This window comes from Vibrio sp. CyArs1 (genome assembly GCF_022432925.1).
GTDB lineage: Bacteria > Pseudomonadota > Gammaproteobacteria > Enterobacterales > Vibrionaceae > Vibrio > Vibrio mediterranei.
The window spans coordinates 1,353,817-1,370,674 of sequence record NZ_JAKRBO010000001.1 but is presented as its reverse complement, the minus strand read 5'-3'; the positions used below and the strand labels follow the sequence as shown (position 1 = coordinate 1,370,674).

The 16,858-nt window shown below is 40.8% G+C and carries 18 protein-coding genes; 6 read left to right on the top strand and 12 right to left on the bottom strand.

Annotated elements, in window-relative coordinates:
- Positions 1–7: 7 nt before the first annotated feature.
- Complete coding sequence (sstT, locus tag MMA19_RS06450; RefSeq protein WP_006070241.1) at positions 8–1,225, bottom strand: serine/threonine transporter SstT; 1,218 nt, start codon at positions 1,223–1,225, stop codon at positions 8–10.
- A gap of 588 nt (positions 1,226–1,813) precedes the next feature.
- Between sstT and MMA19_RS06445 the strand changes: the two genes are divergently transcribed.
- Positions 1,814–2,338, top strand: a complete 525-nt coding sequence (locus MMA19_RS06445) for a CueP family metal-binding protein (protein WP_006070239.1) — start codon at positions 1,814–1,816, stop codon at positions 2,336–2,338.
- Positions 2,339–2,407: 69 nt separating this feature from the next.
- Here MMA19_RS06445 and rsgA read toward each other — a convergent pair whose 3' ends face one another.
- The 5 genes from rsgA to MMA19_RS06420 all read right to left on the bottom strand — a co-directional run bounded on the left by rsgA (position 2,408) and on the right by MMA19_RS06420 (position 5,917).
- Positions 2,408–3,463 (bottom strand): ribosome small subunit-dependent GTPase A, encoded by a 1,056-nt coding sequence (gene rsgA / locus MMA19_RS06440; protein ID WP_006070238.1) that lies wholly within the window; start codon positions 3,461–3,463, stop codon positions 2,408–2,410.
- 539 nt (positions 3,464–4,002) lie between these two features.
- A complete protein-coding gene (locus tag MMA19_RS06435; protein WP_038230861.1) occupies positions 4,003–4,500 on the bottom strand; it encodes a DUF1269 domain-containing protein in 498 nt (165 codons plus the stop codon).
- A gap of 9 nt (positions 4,501–4,509) precedes the next feature.
- Positions 4,510–4,905: an HdeA/HdeB family chaperone gene (locus MMA19_RS06430; RefSeq protein WP_038221944.1), complete on the bottom strand. Its 396-nt coding sequence runs from the start codon at positions 4,903–4,905 to the stop codon at positions 4,510–4,512.
- 12 nt (positions 4,906–4,917) lie between these two features.
- Positions 4,918–5,589 carry a ferritin family protein gene (locus MMA19_RS06425; RefSeq protein WP_006070235.1) on the bottom strand — a complete coding sequence of 224 codons (672 nt, stop codon included), beginning with the start codon at positions 5,587–5,589 and terminating at the stop codon, positions 4,918–4,920.
- A 10-nt stretch (positions 5,590–5,599) separates the two neighbouring features.
- A complete protein-coding gene (locus tag MMA19_RS06420; RefSeq protein WP_038230859.1) occupies positions 5,600–5,917 on the bottom strand; it encodes an HPF/RaiA family ribosome-associated protein in 318 nt (105 codons plus the stop codon).
- Positions 5,918–6,248: 331 nt separating this feature from the next.
- On the opposite strand from MMA19_RS06420, the gene MMA19_RS06415 reads away from it, so the two are divergent.
- Positions 6,249–6,674, top strand: coding sequence for a universal stress protein (locus tag MMA19_RS06415; protein WP_006070233.1), 426 nt, complete (start codon positions 6,249–6,251; stop codon positions 6,672–6,674).
- A gap of 264 nt (positions 6,675–6,938) precedes the next feature.
- Complete coding sequence (locus MMA19_RS06410) at positions 6,939–7,163, top strand: hypothetical protein (protein ID WP_006070232.1); 225 nt, start codon at positions 6,939–6,941, stop codon at positions 7,161–7,163.
- Between the two features lie 124 nt (positions 7,164–7,287).
- On the opposite strand, the gene MMA19_RS06405 is transcribed toward MMA19_RS06410, so the two are convergent.
- The 3 genes from MMA19_RS06405 to MMA19_RS06395 all read right to left on the bottom strand — a co-directional run bounded on the left by MMA19_RS06405 (position 7,288) and on the right by MMA19_RS06395 (position 9,980).
- Entirely contained in the window at positions 7,288–7,656 is a 369-nt protein-coding gene (locus MMA19_RS06405) for a hypothetical protein (protein WP_240205800.1), read from the bottom strand.
- An 86-nt stretch (positions 7,657–7,742) separates the two neighbouring features.
- Positions 7,743–9,065: an outer membrane channel protein TolC gene (gene tolC / locus MMA19_RS06400; RefSeq protein WP_006070230.1), complete on the bottom strand. Its 1,323-nt coding sequence runs from the start codon at positions 9,063–9,065 to the stop codon at positions 7,743–7,745.
- Between the two features lie 42 nt (positions 9,066–9,107).
- Positions 9,108–9,980, bottom strand: a complete 873-nt coding sequence (locus tag MMA19_RS06395; protein WP_006070229.1) for an RNA polymerase factor sigma-32 — start codon at positions 9,978–9,980, stop codon at positions 9,108–9,110.
- A 293-nt stretch (positions 9,981–10,273) separates the two neighbouring features.
- Between MMA19_RS06395 and MMA19_RS06390 the strand changes: the two genes are divergently transcribed.
- Positions 10,274–10,678 carry a hypothetical protein gene (locus tag MMA19_RS06390; protein WP_006070228.1) on the top strand — a complete coding sequence of 135 codons (405 nt, stop codon included), beginning with the start codon at positions 10,274–10,276 and terminating at the stop codon, positions 10,676–10,678.
- Positions 10,679–10,756: 78 nt separating this feature from the next.
- Positions 10,757–11,815 (top strand): hypothetical protein, encoded by a 1,059-nt coding sequence (locus MMA19_RS06385; protein WP_006070227.1) that lies wholly within the window; start codon positions 10,757–10,759, stop codon positions 11,813–11,815.
- Positions 11,816–11,880: 65 nt separating this feature from the next.
- On the opposite strand, the gene MMA19_RS06380 is transcribed toward MMA19_RS06385, so the two are convergent.
- The 3 genes from MMA19_RS06380 to MMA19_RS06370 form a co-directional block, all read right to left on the bottom strand.
- Complete coding sequence (locus MMA19_RS06380) at positions 11,881–13,470, bottom strand: winged helix-turn-helix domain-containing protein (protein ID WP_006070226.1); 1,590 nt, start codon at positions 13,468–13,470, stop codon at positions 11,881–11,883.
- Positions 13,471–13,582: 112 nt separating this feature from the next.
- Positions 13,583–15,181: a bifunctional aspartate transaminase/aspartate 4-decarboxylase gene (locus MMA19_RS06375; protein ID WP_240205799.1), complete on the bottom strand. Its 1,599-nt coding sequence runs from the start codon at positions 15,179–15,181 to the stop codon at positions 13,583–13,585.
- A gap of 60 nt (positions 15,182–15,241) precedes the next feature.
- Entirely contained in the window at positions 15,242–15,511 is a 270-nt protein-coding gene (locus tag MMA19_RS06370) for a hypothetical protein (protein WP_006070224.1), read from the bottom strand.
- A 237-nt stretch (positions 15,512–15,748) separates the two neighbouring features.
- Between MMA19_RS06370 and MMA19_RS06365 the strand changes: the two genes are divergently transcribed.
- The gene (locus tag MMA19_RS06365; protein WP_038221943.1) at positions 15,749–16,846 is read left to right on the top strand and encodes an efflux RND transporter periplasmic adaptor subunit; all 1,098 of its coding nucleotides are present in this window, start codon (positions 15,749–15,751) and stop codon (positions 16,844–16,846) included.
- Positions 16,847–16,858: the final 12 nt, after the last annotated feature.

Here is a 16,858-nt window from a genome sequence, read left to right as displayed (position 1 = left end):
TACAATGTTAGCTCAATTTGTTCTGCTCTGCTTTACAAACCGCCGCAGTGAACACTACGTCTGTTGAGCTGTTCAGTGCTGTTTCTGCTGAATCCTGAATCACGCCGATAATAAAACCAACAGCAACCACTTGCATCGCCACATCGTTCGAAATACCGAATAGACCACATGCTAGAGGGATTAGCAGTAGAGAACCACCTGCCACGCCTGATGCGCCGCATGCTGATACTGCAGCAACAATACTCAGTAGCAATGCTGTCAGGATATCAATTTCAATGCCCATAGTATGAACCGCTGCTAGTGTTAGCACAGTAATTGTAATCGCAGCACCAGCCATGTTAATGGTTGCACCTAGTGGAATAGAGACTGAATAGGTATCTTCATCTAGGTCTAATTTTTCACAGAGCGTCATGTTGACTGGAATGTTTGCCGCACTTGAACGAGTGAAGAAAGCCGTTACACCACTTTCACGAAGGCATTGGAATACAAGTGGATATGGATTCTCTTTGGTTTTTACATAAACGATGATTGGGTTCACAACAAGGGCAATGATCGCCATTGCGGTAAGTAGAACGAATAGTAGTTGCGCGTAACCAGCAAGTGCCGAAAAGCCCGTTGTTGCAAATGTATTAGCTACAAGACCAAAGATACCAAATGGCGCTAGGCGGATAATAAAGCGCACGATCTGTGAAACACCATGACTCAGGTCTTCGAACACTGCTTTTGTCGTATCAGATGCGTGGTGTAGTGCTAAACCCAGACCAATTGCCCAAGCTAGAATACCAATATAGTTCGCGTTCATTAACGCACTGACCGGGTTATCTACAAGCTTAAACAACAACGTGTGAAGGACTTCTGCAATACCTTGAGGTGGTGTTGCACCTTCTGCACCAGCAACGAGGGTGAGCTCCGTTGGGAAAAGGAAACTTAGTAATACCGCTGTCAATGATGCGGAGAAAGTACCAATTAGATACAACACCACGATTGGGCGCATGTGAGTGGTTTGGTTTTTCTTTTGATTAGCAATAGAAGCTGCAACAAGAATGAAGACTAAAATTGGGGCAACAGCTTTCAATGCTCCGACAAACAGGCTACCAAGCATTCCGAAGCTTTGAGCAGTTGAAGGAGAAGCGAGTGCGAGGATAACACCAAAAACGATACCCGCTAGGATCTGGAGAACCAGGTTGCCATTGGCATAGCGAGCTAACAAGCTAGAACTTTGCATTTTTTATCCCTGTATAAGTGGTGCCGGACCTAATGTCGTTTGACGACTCCTATTCGTTTAGATAAGAGTTTTCGACGAAGATTGGTCGGCTTTATTTTGTAAAAAAGTGTGTTTGCGCGTTTTATATTATCCATGCAAATTAATGTGTCTACATATAATTTATTTTTAGATAAAATTTGTGGTATTTGTTGCAATTTATAGTTTATTGTTTTGATAAATGTTACCAGATTGATGTTTTTGTACAACGCAGTATTCAAAACATCAGCGTGATAATGAAAATTCTAGAGGGACTGTTGTGTGTCTCATCTGCCCAGTTCTACAGCCAATCCATTCGAAATGATCATAAATGGAATATCGTTTATCAGATACTGGGTTGTTTTATATGATTTTTTATCAATATTCTCTGTTGACCCTCCCCTTAGGGTAAAGGTTAGTTTGGTTCGTAGGCTAACGACAGAAGGGGAACATCATGGGATGTTGTAATAAAGCGCCAGCAGGCGGCGGAGCAAGTATGGGCACTGCACTTAAATACATCGCAATCATTGGTGTGGTTGTATTCGCTCTTGCTTACTTCTTTGGGTGAATACGATGCGTAGATTAATCTTAGTTGCTTCAATGCTAGCGAGTTTTGGTGTGTTTGCGAGTCAAGGTTCAGAGTTTTCCAAACTGACACCTCATGAAGCGCTAGACGAGGCGAATGCTATGTTTCGTACTGGTGAAGCTTCTATTCAAGTGAAACCAACAAAGATTGTTGGACAGTTCAAAGATGGCAGTCTTGGGGCAGTGCCACTTGAGAAGGAGTTCCTAGTCTCAATTGCACCTTATCTAAACAAAATGCACCCTTGTGATATGCACTTACCGACGGGTTGTACAGGTGAGTTGCAAAACGAGAAAATGGGCGTCACCGTTTATGATAAGGATAGTCATCGGCAGCTCTTATTCAAAATGGCTAAAACCAATCCTAACGGATTCATTGACTTATGGTTACCTAGGGACCGAGAACACCTTGAGATTATAGTGAACTATAAAGGCAAGAAAGCAACCAAAGTGATAGGAACAAGTATTATGGATAATACGTGTATTACTGATATGAAATTAGAAAGTGTATCGTAAAGCTCTATCAAAAAAAGACCGCGTAAAAGCGGTCTTTTGATTCATATTTACAACGTTAAATGACTAATGCTAATAGCCTTTTTTACGATGTCGACTCTCGCTTTGAACAGAACGATAAAACTTGCCAAGTTGTTTGTCGTTACTTCTTTTCTCCGCTAATGAAGCGCTGTTTCTAGCTTGTTCTCGCATGAGTTTAAAGTAGTTATCTACGCGCCTTGCGTCGATATCTCCATTCTCAAGTGCTTTACGCACCGCGCAGCCGGGTTCATTGGTGTGTTGGCAATCACTAAATCGACACTGCTCGACCAAAAGTTCAACGTCACTAAACGTTTCTGCTAATCCCTCTTCACTCGAGGTTAGCTGAATTTCCCTCATTCCAGGGGTATCGAGTAACAAACCGCCTTCTGGCATCTTGTGCATCGAGCGAGACGTCGTAGTATGACGACCTTTGCTATCATCCTCACGAATTGACCCTGTTGCCTGTGCTTGGTCGTCCATCAGGCTGTTCACCAAGGTGGATTTACCTACGCCAGATGAGCCCATGAAGGCAACGGTTTGTCCTTTGCCACACCAAGAGCGCAATCCTTGTAACGTACCGCTATCCAGTGCGTTCACAGTTTCTATGATCAAGAATGGGTCAAGCGCTTGTACTTGTTGTCGCTTGTCATCTACATCGTTACAGAGATCTGCTTTGGTTAGCACGATAACCGCTTCGGATCTCGCTTCATTCACCAGAGTGAGGTAACGCTCTATCCGACTTAGATTGAAGTCGTAATTGAGCGAACAAACAATAAAAACCGTGTCTACGTTGGCGGCAATGAATTGCTCATCTACTTTTGAACCAGGCGCTTTGCGACTGAACAAAGAACGGCGATCAAGAAGGCGAAGAAATCGATGTTGTTCATCGAGTAAAATCCAGTCACCAACCGTCATCTGAGGATAATGAATGTGATGTTCTAGATGGAACTCTTGTTGTTCCGTACAGACAACATATCCGCTGCGATGATGCGCAATGACGCGCCCTAGGACGATACCGTCGTATTCTTCTAATGTCAGTTGCTGTTGAAAAAATGTTTTCCAACCAAGTTCGTTAATTGAGATTGGATGGGTAAAAATAGAACTCATTGTTAGTACCTAAAAATACACAAAATATGCAATTTTAAATAGGGTCAGGTACTTACCGATGTAAGTGTGTGCGGGTGCACTAGGACCCCGGTAAAGGAACACCGGGTAAAGTATGATCGATTTCTAAACGAAATGAGAGTGTTGTTTGCTAATTAATTCGCTTTATTAAACCAACTTTACCAAGTGGGTACGCATTACAATCATCAAATTCCTCCAGATAGTGTTTGGTTAGGTGTCATCGTTAGCGATGATAGCACTAACATCAGAAAAGGCTAGTAGTTGATAATGCAGTGGGTATGGTTGGAGTAAAATTGTGACTTCAGTTAGAAAGGTGTCAAACCATCATTAAGTAGAAATCACGGCTACCTAATGATGGTTCTCAACCCGTTTCAGTACGGGAGAGAGTGTAACTTTGTCATAGAGCAAAGGCATTAAATGGCGGTAAGTCATTTATAATTTAAATAACAAAAAAATAAAATGAAACATATCAAAGGACTATAGCTAATATATAGGAAGTGCACATCCATGTGCCGATTGGATTAAAGTGTGCTGCCTTTGTGGTTTTGGACAAAGTTGCGTGCTTTTTTTAGTTGTTCACTTTCACCATCGAATACGACTAAGTACTTGTCAGTTTTGATGGCGGTTTCATATTTGACAATGGTGTCTTTTGGAATACCAATACTGGCTAATGCTCCACCGATGGCTGTTACTCCACCTGTTATTGCAGCGCCTTCAACAGCACCTGCAACAGCAGCCACAATGGGGCCAGCGGCAACAACCGCCCCGATACCCGGTAACCAAAATAAGCCAGAGCCCACAAGTGCGCCCCAAATCCCGCCCCAGAAGGCACCTGTTTTCCCCCAGTTTTTGACGCGGTCGCCTGTGTTGTAGAAACCGGTAGCGTGCTCTTCCGTTTCATAGCCCTTCCCAATGATAGATATGCACTCTATAGGAAATCCCTGGTCGACTAAGGTGGTTACAATATGTTTTGCATCCAGATGTGTGTGTGCAATTGCGACAACGTTAGAATTATTCATCATTGATACCTATAGTAATTTTTCGATTTGTTCCGATTTAGCATCAGCGAGCTGCTTTGCGACAACTTTGTGTACTCGTGCAGCAGGAGCTTTGTGGCATTGGTCGACGATTTCATCAATTTCAATAGCATCTAATTGAGTGATATCGAACACTTGCACTTCACTATTGGATTTATGATTCCATGCAACTAGGTAACCTAACGTTACAGGCATCAGGTCGTAGTCTAATTCGAGGAACTCTGAACACGTCATAGTAGACTCAAAACTAGCTGTAGCAATTGGCTGTGAAAGTGTCACTTCACCAGTGTTTTCTGGCTGAGCGTTTGCGGCATAAGCCAAAATCGTAACCAGAGAAAACAAGCCTACGACTCCCTCAAAAACGAGTTTTTTTATACGTTTACTCAAAATTACTCCTGGCTATAAAATCGCAATCCGGTGGCTAGTTTCCGCCATTCGTCTTTGATAAGTTTTATCATGGTGACAAACGGGACACTCATCGAATGCCTTGGGGCTGATGTGTGTGTGACCACACTTTTCACAAATCCATTCAGTTGGTATTAGGCTCTCGAATTCAAAACCTGACTCAAGTCGATAGAGTAAATTAGATAAACGCTCATCATGCGTTTTCTCAATCGCCCCTATATTAAGAAAGTGATCCGCGACTACTGAATCACCGTGCGAGTTGCAGAGTTCAGACAACTCAGGATAAAACGCGACAGATTCAAAACTTTCGCCATCGATGCTGTCTTTTAACGCAGCGGCAATATCGGTTAAGCGAGCTCCTAACGTGCGTTGTTCTATATGTTTGAAATGAAGTTTGGCGTGTACCAGTTCATTGGCGGCAATATGTGCAAGCTGATCAGCGATATGGTGATAGCCTGACTTTCGCGCGAGCTTCGAGTATAAGTTATACTTCGTAAACGCCACTGCCTCGCCTTCAAAGGCTTTCTTAAGATAGATAGAGACGCTATCCATCTCTTTCACTTGCATTGACTGCTGGCAACACGTCAATTGACCACCGCCAACACATGTCACTTCGACTTCATTGCCACACAGGTTGCAATGATATGTTTGGTATTTTTCTATCATTGGCAGACCGTTACATTGGTTCGTTGTGGTGATGGTTCTGATGTTTAGCAGACAGCTTAGTCTTATGTTTTTCTAATGAGTGTAAAACTGCTTGGGTCGCTTCTTGCAGAGCAATTGCGAATGTCGCGTTAGACTTTTTGGTGAAGAACTGTTCATGATCGAGATGTACAGTAAGCTCAACTTCGAACAGACGATAACTCTCATGATAGATAATATGGCATTTTTCTTGATCGATAGAATGAAAGTGCCCTTGAATATGAGCAAACTTCTCTTCGATAAGTGTTTTCATAGATGGAGTGATATCAACGTGCATAGATGTGATTTGCATTTATATTTCCCATTAAAATAGATACGTGAGTATTAGTGTTTTTAGGTGAGGCAAAATATTAAAACAAACCGCTTACCTCTAAATCATTAGTAGGTAAACACTGTATAAATTAAAAATATTCATTTTAAAACAGTTGGTTATGTGGTCTTGTTGATGAGCGTTTAGCTTTTGTTTTGGTTTTTTAGGTTTTATTAAAAAAACAGTTCTTTCCAGTGGAAATACTATCGGGATATTATCGCTATCTTATTTATTAGATTCTTCCTCGTATTAACTTAAAGAATGTTTGGATTAAAAATTCACCAATCAATAGATTGAAAATTCTTGAGGTAATATGAAATACAAAAATATACTTTTAGCGATAGACTTCGAGCATAGTGACGCTGAGCTCATCAAAAATGCCACTGACCTAGCATTTAGCTTAGGAGCGACAATCAGTCTGGTTTACGTTCACCCAAATGTGGAATACAACCCATATTCTTTAGCATACTGGGGAGATATTTATAGAGAGTTTGTTGCTGAACTTGAGCAAAAACACGATACAAAGGAGCTGGAATTTATCGTGAGTGCCTACCCGATCTCGAAGGAAAATATCTACATAAAAAACGGTGATGTTAGCCGGGAGATGCATGCTGTAATCGAAATTGTGGACGCTGATCTGATTATACTGGGCAAGCATCATAGTGTGGTCAATATGGAAGGAACGTTAGAAAGAAGCATGCGAAGCGTAGCAGGTTTAGATGTGTTGCTCGTTTCTTAGGTTTAATTTGCCGCATGTTTTAACTCATTGATAAAAATGCGGTGAGCCACTGATCAACGCCTGTTCTTGCTTCTGTCGACTTCAGCCATGTGGAAAAGCAGCATGTCATCTGTCTTATGCTTATGGAGACATCATTCGGCGTTGGTTTGGTAGAGTTCTCAAAATGGCAGTCATTTGTGGAAAAACATTAACTATCATGAAGTTAAATGTATTGAGAAAATTATTAGAACAATTGCTCTAAATACAATGTAAAGAGGTAAAGATATGTCGAGCGAAGTGGGCGTTGATGAACATATAATCTTAGGTGATTACTGCACGTGTACTAAAAGAATGAACAGTGAGCCCACTGAAGTATTGAATGAATGTGATGGTAATGCAATTGCTGTATTGTCCAAGAATACGTTAGTCTACTACGCAGTCCCGATTGGACTGTTTGAAAAGATGTTAGCGGCATATGATGCGAGTTTATTCAACTTAATTGGCAGCTAAGTCGATCATCGGCCTCGCAGGATGCGAGGCTATCGGAAACATCAATCCAATAATGCCGACTTTTCCTATCCATAAACCACCCAGCTCATTTACATCCATCTTTCTTGCATAATCCAACCCAACGTTAGTAAGTAATTTTTGCTGAACGCCTCGCCTTGCTGCTACTCAAAAATCGTAGAATTTTCTGAAGGTTAGAACGAAAAAACTGTTTAGCGGCTAACTTGTTTTCATATTTTTCGATTTTGTAATATAGCGACAGAAAAGCGTCTTCAATAGCATTATCGAGTAGCAAATCAGTGCGAAGGACATAGAAAGATTGTGTTTCTAAGTGCACCTTTAACGACACCTCATAATCGCCAAAACCATTATGAAAGACGACCTCACAACGACTAAAGAGTAGGTCTAAATTACGGTCCACTAAGTGTTGATATTTATCTGCAATAAGTGATGTCGTTTTAGGTGGGAGCTGCACGTTTTTACTTGTTATTTTCATTGTTAATCCGAAGTTTTGTTCATGTTCCTTGTAGAAAACATGCCCATACCAGTCAATGGATGGGCGTAATTGATGAAGGAACTGCGTTAGTTGACCTTCTTTAGTCCAGCATTGATGTCTACGATATCTTGCTCGCTCAAAGTTCCTATCGCTTGTTTGAGCTGCACTTGCGATAAAATGTATTGGTAGCGTGCGTCAGACAGGTTTTTATTTGCTTGATAGACGTTCTGAGTGCTCTCTAGAACATCGACGATAGTGCGGGTGCCAACATTAAAGCCTTCTTGAGTGGCGGTAAGGGCTGATTCCGCGGAGATAACTGACTGTTTATAGGCTTGGATAGAACCGATGGAAGAACGAATATTATTATTAATGGCTCGAACATCTTTCTGTACTTCTCTGAACGTCGATTCCAAATCTTGGCTCGCAGAAACAAATTGATATTCAGCCTGCTTGGCTTCAGATGTGATGCGTCCACCAGAGTACACTGGTAAATCGATCGAAATTCCTAGGTTAAATAGGTTTTCATCGTCATCCATTTGTGCACCCGTCACTGGGTCATTAGGTTCGTTATAGTTTTTTGTATAGCTATAGTTCGATGTCAGTGAAATAGTCGGTAGATGGCCAGATTGAGCGAGAGAGATCTGTTCCTTGGCAACATCTTTTTGAATGCGATTTGCCAAAAGATCTAAGTTCTCATTTGTCGCCTGTGCGACGAGCTGATCAGCGTTTTTACTTGGTAACGAAGTAGAGAATCGAGCAGTATCTAACACAGCCAAATTACTCGCTTGCTGTCCTGTAATGGCTCGCAACTCTTCATATTCGTTCTCGACATTGTTTTTGGCTTGGATTTCCTGAGCTAGAACACTGTCATATTGCGCTCGTGCATCTTGTACATCGGTGATTGGAGCAATACCAACATCAAAACGCTGTTCGGTTTGCATTAGTTGCTTTGCCACGGCCTGTTTCTCGGCTTGAATAAACCGCAGGTCATCTTCGGCACGCAATACATTAAAATACGCCTCGGCGACGTTATAGATGACTTGTTGCTGTGTAGACGCATAGCGTGCATCGGCTTCACGGGCACTTTTCTCCGAGATAGTGAGGGCTATCCAGCTGCTGCGATCATAAATGGATTGGGACAATCCTAAGCTCAGATCTGTGGTGCTTCCGTCGGTTGTGTGACGATCGCTATCTTGATACGCGTAGCCTGCTGTTAGGTCGATCTGAGGTAGTAGTGCACTTCGAGTAGAGTTAATGGCTTCAAAGGCAGAGTCTCTTTGTGCAGAAGCTTTAAGTAACTGAGGATCGTTTTGCTTAGCTAAGTCGTAGATTTCAGTCAAAGTATCCGCTTTTACCGAGCTAGCTATGGCTAATAAAATAAGCGGTGTAATTTTAAATGTGTTTTTCATTCTAATGCCGTAAAGGTAGTTAATATTGTTGTAATGACAGTGTTAGGCTGCGTTAGCCATCGGTATGTGACCCATTAGGTTCTTTAGCTTTGCTAACGTGGCGACTTCAATTTGACGAATTCGCTCAGCGGATAGTTGGTGCTTGTCTGCTAACTCTGAGAGTGTGGCTTTTTCGTTGGTTAGCCATCGATGAAAAATAATATCTTTGCTGCGCTCATCTAACTTTTGTATTGCAATCTTTAGCTCAGAAGATAGGTGGTTACTCCAATTTTCTTCTTCATGATTGTCTGCGAAATCGTCGCGATGCTCGCGAAAATAATTGTCTTCAGTATATGGGCAGTGAAATTCTTCATCATAATTATGACTTTCTAACTGTTTATCTTTATTAGATAGTCGTCCATCCATTACAAATACATCCCTCACTCGTACTTTTAGATTCTTCGCAATATCTTTCGCTTGTTCTTCACTTACCCAGCCAGAATCATTTTTGTGCTTTCTCAAGTTAAAAAATAATTTTCTCTGTTCTTTCGTTGTTGCAACTTTTACCATGCTCCAATTCTTGATTATGTATTCGTTAATTTCTGACTTTATCCAGTGAATAGCGAAAGAAACTAATCGAATTCCTCGAGCAGGGTTGAACTTCTTTATTGCTTTTATTAGTCCAACATTGCCGGCTTGAATAATGTCTAAAGTAGACATACCGTAGCCAACGAAATTTTTCGCAATGTAAGCAACATATCTTAAATGAGGCAGTATCAGCTCATTTAACGATTGTGAGCAATTTTCTGTAACTACTTTATTAGCTAGTGTCCTTTCTTTTTCTTCACTAAGTAATGGATACTTGCTAATTGAGCCTAAGTAGTGCGAGAGACTATCTTTAGACTCTGCATTGGTGAAATATGATGAAGCTGACATTTCTTCTCCGATGTATTTGTTGAATTAGAATTTTCGAGAAGTTTATGTCATGAGTTACCACTTGTAATCATGGATAAATTAGACTCTGCTACATTTTATTTTTTACATGTAAAACAATGGATTACTATGTGTTTTTATTGGGATTTTATCGCCTCTTTATGAGGTTTTATCTAGCTGATTTATGATTTTTATGAGGTTTAAAAAGCTATTATTTAACCTTTATTTTACGTTGATTTTTGTAGCGGAATTTTCAGTTAGAGTAGTTGTAAATCAACCAAAAAGCTGGAATTAACATGAAAAGTCTAAAGCTAACTCTCCTTATCGGTTTAATTATTTCTCCTCAAGTATTTGCCGATAATCTAATCATCGATACAAAAGGTATTGACCAAGAGAAATACAGTGCAGATATGTATCAATGTCAACAATTAAGTGACCAAGTACAACAGCAAAATGTTGAAGGTACAGGACGCACTACGATTAAACATATGGGACGTGCTGCTGCCTTAGGTGCTGGTGCAGCCGCAATTGGTGGTGGTTCTGGTTCAGAAGGCGCAGGAATTGGCGCAGGAATTGGTTTAGTAACAGGTGTATTAGGCAGTTCTGCTGAAAAACAACAAGCTGAAGCGAATTACCAAAGTGAGAAAGATACCGTTATGCGCAATTGTATGAAAGAGCGTGGTTACACAATTCTTAACTAATCTCAGTTTTCAATATATTTGTGAGTACTAAATAACATACATGATCACGATATATTAACCATTATAAGAGTAATCAGAATGAAAAAGGCAGTATTGTCGACACTTCTTCTCGCCATTATTTCTTCACCGAGTTATGCGGATAGCACAATGCCAAATAATGAAGATATTTGGTTGCAATCGAGAGAGGATATTAAGCAGGCACGAAGAGAAGCGAGAAATGCAACACGAACTGGTGATGTTGTAGCAACTAAAGAGCTAACAGAACAGAAAAAGCTCGATAGGAAATGGCAACATGCGCTTCCATTTTACGCTCAGAATGCAATTGACCTGGGCTTTGATTTACCGTTGCCTTTTTCATTGTCGATTATTCCTACTTATACTGAGCAGAATATTGGCTTTAATAATCTAAATGTTAATGTAGGCAATGTGTCATTAGGTGATGTGGTTGATTTAAACCAAATCGACTTTGGCAATCCTGATGTCAAAACTGCGACATTGCAACTAAGAGCAGCCGCTTGGTTATTTCCATTCATGCAAGTAGGCGCCCATGTAGGGCGTTTTGATGGTAATACGGACCTTAATGTAACAATACCTGGCTCGGTGTTCCCTGGTACGTTATCTGACAAGTTAGCGAATTCTAAAGTGACGTGTAACCGCTTCAATGACTACTGTGGTGACAAGTTATCGAATGCATTGAACAACCTACCCTCTCTATCTTTTTCTCCAGAATTTAAGGGTTGGAACTATGGAATATCGACGAACTTTGTTGCTGGTTTTGGAGAATACTTTGGTGTGTTACCAATCAGTTATACATGGTCTCAAACTGATGATGGTCGTACATCGAGTCAAACCATTGCTGTGAGCCCTCGTGTAGGACGGTCTTATCACATTGAAAACTGGGGTCTATTTAGTCCATACATTGGTGTTTCGTATATGAATAACACCGGTACAACAAGTGAAACAGATGCGTTAGATATCCAAGGCTTGAGTTACAGCATTGATCAGTACAATACGAATGATTGGTCAGGCATTGTTGGCTTTAACTGGAACTTAGCGAGAAGCTATGGTGTCTCCGCTGAGGCTAATATTGGTGAAGGTCGAAAAAGCGTAATGGCTATGTTGACCTATCGATGGTAGTGATTGTTCCAAATCCTCCGTAAATAGAAGGGCAGTGTGGTATTAACCACGCTGCCCTTTTTGACTTATACTGCGTCATTCTCGCTTAAGCTTGTTTCTACCTTTTTCTTGATATCGGAAAGGTCGCTATTGAAGAACAACACTTCAGATAGATTTAGAACTTGAATAGTTGAGGACTCTAGGACAGCGTGGTAATAGAACTCTTCAGCCGCGTCTCTATTGCCTGTTAGTTCTGAGGCTTTCGCATTTAAAATATAGAAAAACACAGTGCGCCGTTCATGAGGAATGGTTTGTAATATGGTCTTCGCTTGCAATGGTTCATCGTTGGTCAACGCCATCATAGCACTAGCTTCAAGAACTCTTGGCGTAGTTTGATTGGCGCTAGCAAACTGTTCAAACTTCAGCAAAGTCTCTGTGTTTAACTGCTCTAGATATTGTGCCATGTTGTGTGGCGGATCAAGGTACATTCTAGATACGTTAAAAATATAGCCGGTAGCGACAACGTAAGGGTTGTCTGGCGAAAGTTTTTTGGCCTCTTCAATGAGCTCAATGGCTCTGGTATGAGTATAGTCATGATAAGACGCGCCAATAGACGTCAAAGCTGACTCAATTGATGCAGCTTCGTTAGGAAGTTCATCGACCAAATCCGCGATTAGTGACTTTTCAATTTCGATATTAAATGAATCCAACAAATCGTCTAACGACTTTTTCAAAGACGGCTTCAGCATGTCTTCTGTAACTCGATATTTGCGATCAAGATGTTTATGGCCAGATATGCGATTCACGTATTCAATTTCAATGTAGTCTTGGTTATCGCGTTTGGATGCTGCAAATTTAAGTTCATTTGCCGCTACTTTAGATGCTGGACCGTCATAGATGACACGATAATCCTTATAGGTTTTAAGCAGTTCCAAAAGCTTTTTAGTAAACCCTACTTTCAGATCATCGCGTAGGACTCCATCTTCAAGAATGACGTGAATATAACGAGGTTCAAGAGATAGGTAACTTGGTGTGGCAATGGGCTCGATGACTTTTGCAGCGGCTCGATCATTTTGCTTTACGTGCAGATAGCTTGCACCCACACCTATGCCGATAACGAGTAATGCCGCGGTTGCAATCCAGCGCTTCCTAAAACCAGTTTTCTTTGTTGCAGTTTGCATGGCGGGGCGTTGACGTACTGGCTCAGCCGCTGAGGCTTCGACTTCCGTGCTTGCTCCTGCTTCAGGGAGAACAATATCGGTTGTTTCAGGTGCCGACTCGTCTCGCAAAACATCAATTTTTTCAGAGACAGAATCAGTGGTTTCGATGACAGGTTGAGGTGTTTCTATGACTTTTTCAACAGTCGCATCGAGCTTATATCCACGTTTTGGAACCGTGACAATGTAGCCATATGGGTGGTTGCCGTGCTGTTTGAGTATCTTCCTTAGCTCAAAAATAGCTTGAGTGATAACTTGGTCTGTTAGGATTGACCCGTTCCACACTTCGTTAATAAGTTCGTCTCTTGAGAACACGGTGTCGGGATTTTCACATAAGAAGTGAAAAAGCTTGGATAGCCTGTTATCAATGACGATATCTTCTCCATGTAAAACGAACTTGTCTTCGTATGGATAAAACACCCAATCATCTATTTTAAATTGTACTTTTTGATTTTTCATAGACCATTCATAACTTACTGTATCTAATAAAGAAGTATTGGATAGTATTGGTGAAAATACAAAAAAAACCTCGATACATTTTTGTAACGAGGCTTTCAGCGCTAAGAATTGACTATCGATTGTTCAAATAAGTTTGATAGTAGCTTTCTAAAACGGCATTGATTGCTGTTGAAATTGTCGCATAAGCCGACTGTGGCAAGTTAGCGAGAGAGACACGTAGTGACCATTCTGGAGCATCAAAACCACCACCAGGCATGACCACAATACTACTTTCTTCGGCTAGGCGAACTAGGAAGTCTAGCGGTTCATAGCCTTCTTGCATCCAGGCAAAGAAATCACTGCTGTACGCAGATGTTGCTAGGTCTTGGATATTAATCTCAACGTAATAGAAAGCGCCATTACTGTTGTCTTCAGCGATGGTTGGCTCAGTCAGCGATTTTTCCATGAGTGTGTGATAGCGAGCACGTACGATGCGTTTCGCGTTATCTTGGTATTCTTTACCACCTTCTAGTAGAGCAAGCAGAGAAAACAGTGCCATTTGGATTTGTTGTGGAGTAGACAGTCCAGCAGTGTGGTTTAGAGCAACTGCACGGCTATCAGCAACAAGTCGGTCGATGAACTTGATATTTGCAGGATCAAGACTGATACCACTATAGCGTCGAGTCAGTTCTTGACGTGTAGATTCTGGTAGATCCTGGATCATCTTATCAAGATTGTTGTCTTCATTTAGGGCAATAACGCCCAAACGCCAACCCGTTGCACCGAAGTATTTCGAGTATGAGTACACCAGAATAGTATTTTTGGGTGCTAACATTGCCAATGAGGTGAAGTTATCGGTGAACGTACTGTACACATCATCAGTCAGCACGATCAGCTCTGGGCGCTCATTGGCGATATCTGCAATTTTCTGCAGTGTTTCATCGCTCAGTTTAACTGAAGCTGGGTTACTTGGGTTAACGAGGAAGAAGGCTTTGATTTTAGGGTCACGAAGCTTTTCTAGTTCGCTATCTGGGATTTGCCATTGTGTCTCTTCTGACGCCATTATCTCTACTTTGTTTAAGCTGTAGTCTTCAAGCTCTGGCATTTCTAGATAAGGTGTAAACACTGGTGCACCAATGGCAATGTTATCTCCTTTATTTAGAAGACGGTTGGTTTTCAATGTGTTGAAGATATATACCATCGCAGCAGTGCCGCCTTCGACAGCAAACAAATCAAAGTGAGAGTCTGGTAAACCAGCTTTGCTGCCCATCTCTTGTTCAATGTATTTACGAGAAATGAACTCGCAGTTTTTAAGCATGCGATCAGGTACAGGGTAGTTATCGCCCAGAATGCCTTCTACCCATTCATAGATGAGCTCATCCGCATCAAGTTTGTGTTCAGTTGTTAAGAAGCTAAATGCATTTAGAAGAAAACGAACGCCTTCATTCTGTTCATGGTCTTCACAGAATGACAGAAAGCGCGTTGAGATATTGTCTTTTTCACTCATGCCGCCAAAACCAGGGTATTGAGAGTAGGTTGCTTTAGATTCTTGTAGAGCAAACATACCTAACTGGAAAAATGCGTCTCTTGGCACTGTCGCTACCCAGTTTGGGTTGCCTCGACCAGCATTTATCATAGCGTGATCTTTGTTTTCAGCAGCAAGCTTCATCAGTGTATCTTTTACTTCAAATGGGCTAAGCGTTTCTAGCTGTTTTTCGTCATTACGATTCATTTTCGATTCCAAATATTATTTTATAAGCGTAGTTATTACGCTAGGGATATATTAATTCTCTTACTTAGAACTTGTTTTATGATGAGTTCTAGAAGAAGTTTTGTGGCTGTGCTTTTTATCATGGTGATGTTTGTCATGATGACCATCTGAGTGGTGATTAACTAAATGTTTATGGCCTTCGTTTTTACCACCATGTTTTTGGTGAGGATGAGTTTTAACTTTATCTTCAAATTCCAAGTGGTCTTTATTGTGTTTGTGCTCTACATCACCATAGATTCTTTTCATCTTCTCTGAGGTGGTGTGTTTTGTATGTTGCATTTTCTCTGACATAGTCTTACTCCTAATTAAGTACCCGGATACTTTAATCTTTCCCCTTTGATAAAACATGAAATTACCATCATTGTTTTATATTTTATCCTTCCTTTGTTTTTTGTAAGCTCTTGATTTTTAATGTTTATATTTTGTTTATTGAACATTATGCATTGATTATCCAAGAGTTATTAAATTCTCTTTCTATCACGGTAGATTAAATGTGTTCTCAACGTTAAACATTATTAAGTGAAGGTTATGTCTAAGAAAGCAATATCAATAGTCCTAGCTGTAGTAGTATTAATACTGCTATTTGTTTTCGGATTTAATAGTTTTAAAAATCATATGATCGCTAAAAAAATCAGCGAGTATAAAGCACCTGCTGTTTCTGTAACTGCTATTACATCTAAAAAAGATAGCTGGGAACAAAACATCCAAGCAGTAGGTCAAATTACATCTAAACAATCTACAGAAGTTACCAGTCAAATATCCGGTCAGGTTAAAGCAATCAACTTTAATTCCGGTCAAACGGTAAATAAGGGTGATGTTATCGTTCAACTTGATGACTCATTACTACAAGCAAAATACCGTAGCCAACTTGCAAAGCAGAAATTGGCAAAGATCGAACTTCAACGTCAGGTGAAACTTCTTAAAACCAAAAGCACAGCAAAAAACTCGGTAGATAAAGCGCAAGCTCAATATGACGCAGAGTCGGCAGACCTTGCTTACATTAAGTCGCAAATTGACTTTATGAGTATCAAAGCCCCGTTTGCTGGCAAATTAGGTATTCGCACCATCGATCTTGGTGATTACATCAATCCAGGTGCACTTATTGTTGAGTTAGAAAGTATTAACGACAACTTCATCGATATCTCAGTTTCAGAAGACTTTCAGCCACAGCTTGCATTAGGACAAAAGGTGACTTTTACCAATGATGCCTATGGAGACAAAACATTCTCTGCGATTGTTTCTGCTATCCAGCCATCATCAGATGAGCAGTCACACAACATCAGTGTGCGTGCAGAAGTAGAAGGCGATGGAAACCAACTTGTGAGTGGCATGTACATCAACGCAAAAATAACGTTAGGCAGTGAAGTTGCGATTGTTCCCGTACCAAAAGTTGCTATCTCTTACTCTCTTTATGGCGACAGTGTCTTTGTCGTGAAAAATGAAAATGGTCAACAAGTTGTCGAGCAGAAGTTAGTCGAAATTGGCCCCCGCAAAGATGACTTAGTCGGCATTGTGTCAGGCTTAGAGCGAGGCGAAATCGTTGTGACTTCCAACCAACAACAACTTAAGAAAGGAACCGTGGTTAAGATCAATAACTCAACTCCGTTTCCTAAAACATTTAAGTAATAAATAGGCAAA